The organism is Streptomyces sp. W16 (assembly GCF_033194735.1).
GTDB lineage: Bacteria > Actinomycetota > Actinomycetes > Streptomycetales > Streptomycetaceae > Streptomyces.
The window spans coordinates 1-1,704 of the sequence record NZ_JAWOAI010001005.1; the positions used below are offsets into that span (position 1 = coordinate 1).

Consider the following 1,704-nt stretch of genomic DNA (forward strand, 5'->3'; position numbering starts at 1 on the left):
GGGCGGCCGACGGCAGCCGGCCGATCGCCTTCAGCCGCCGGGCCTCGGCGCGCCGGTGCCGGCCCACGAGGTTGGTCGCGATGCCGAACAACCACGGGCGGGCGTCGGCCAGTTCCGTGTTGTACCGGAAGCGCTTTTGGAACGCGATGGTGAACGTCTCCGCCATCAGGTCCTCGGCCACCTCGGGACCGAGCCGGCGCGCCGCGTAGCGGTGCACCGAGTCGGCGTGGCGGTCGAAGAGCACGGCGAATGCCTCGGGCTCGTCCCAGGACCGTTCGATCTCCGAGGCGTCACTCGTCGAGGCGTCCCTGTCCTGCCCCACTCTGACGCCTGGTTCGACGGTCATCGGGGCTCCTCTCGTCCATGCGAACACGCTGATGAAGATTGGGCTTTCACCCGTTCTTCGCCGCAGGGAGGAATCCGGTTCCCTGGGTCGAGTTCAGTCGCGTCCACACGCGCGTGGAGGGGGAAAAACGGGCGGGCCGGGCAAGGAATCCCTTGCCCGGCCCGCCCGTTGAGCGTTCGACGCTGCGTCAGCTGTCGCCGACCCGTGATCCCAGGGTCAGTTCGGTGGTGTGCACGGTGCCGCCGCGCTTGTAGGTGATCGTGACCTTGTCGCCCGGCTTGTGGGTCCAGATCTCGCCGATGAGGGTCGGGCCGCTGTCGATCACCGAGTCGTCGAGCTTGGTGATGACGTCGCCGGCCTTGAGGCCCGCGTTGGCGGCGGGGCCGCCGGCCTCGACCGCGGAGGAGCCGGTGGTGATCGTCGCGCCCGCGGTGCTGTCCTCCAGGGAGACGGAGGCGCCGATCTTGGCGTACACCGGCTTGCCGGTCTTGATCAGCTGCTGGGCGACGTACTTCGCCTGGTTGATCGGGATGGCGAAGCCCAGGCCGATCGAGCCGGACTGGCTGCTGCCGCTGAGGCCGCCGCTGCTGGTCGACTGGATCGCGGAGTTGATGCCGATGACCGCGCCCTGGGCGTCGAGCAGCGGGCCGCCCGAGTTGCCGGGGTTGATGGAGGCGTCGGTCTGCAGGGCGCTCATGTAGGACGCCTTGCTGGTGGAGCTGCCGTCGCTGGAGGCCACCGGGCGGTTCTTGGCGCTGATGATGCCCGTGGTCACCGTGTTGGACAGGCCGAAGGGGGCGCCGATGGCGATCGTCTCGTCGCCGACGGCCACCTTGTCCGAGTCGCCGAGGGCGAGCGGCTTGAGGTCGGTGGGGGCGTCCTTGAGCTTGATGACCGCTACGTCGTAGCCCTGGGCGTGGCCGACGATCTCGGCGTCGTACTTCTTGCCGTCCGGGAAGGTCGCCGTGAGCTTGCCGCCGTCGACCGCGTCGGCGACGACGTGGTTGTTGGTGACGATGTGGCCCTGGGTGTCGAAGACGAAGCCCGTGCCGGTGCCGCCCTCGCCGCTGGTGCTCTCGGCCTCGATGGTGACCGTGCTGGGCAGGGACTTGGCGGCGACCGCCGCGATCGTGCCCGGGGAGCGCTTGACGGAGGCGCTGCTGCCGGTGTCGGCGGAGACGGTGGTGGAGTTGCTGTTGTTGTCGTTGTCCTTGGCGAGGGTGTAGCCGAGGCCACCGCCCAGGCCGCCGGCGACCAGCGCGGCGATCAGGACGGCGGCGATCAGTCCGCCGCGTCCGCCGCCGGACTTCTTGGGCGCCGGCTGCTGCTGGTACGCGGTGCCCCAGCCGCCCGCGCCG

The 1,704-nt window shown here is 70.2% G+C and carries 2 protein-coding genes; both read right to left on the minus strand.

The features are described from left to right. Positions 1 to 346: RNA polymerase sigma factor (locus tag R6V09_RS52460; protein ID WP_317888453.1), on the minus strand; the 346-nt coding region annotated here is incomplete at its 3' end. Positions 347 to 533: 187 nt separating this feature from the next. Then, the coding region (locus R6V09_RS52465) for a S1C family serine protease (protein WP_317888454.1) at positions 534 to 1,704 on the minus strand (1,171 nt) is incomplete at its 5' end.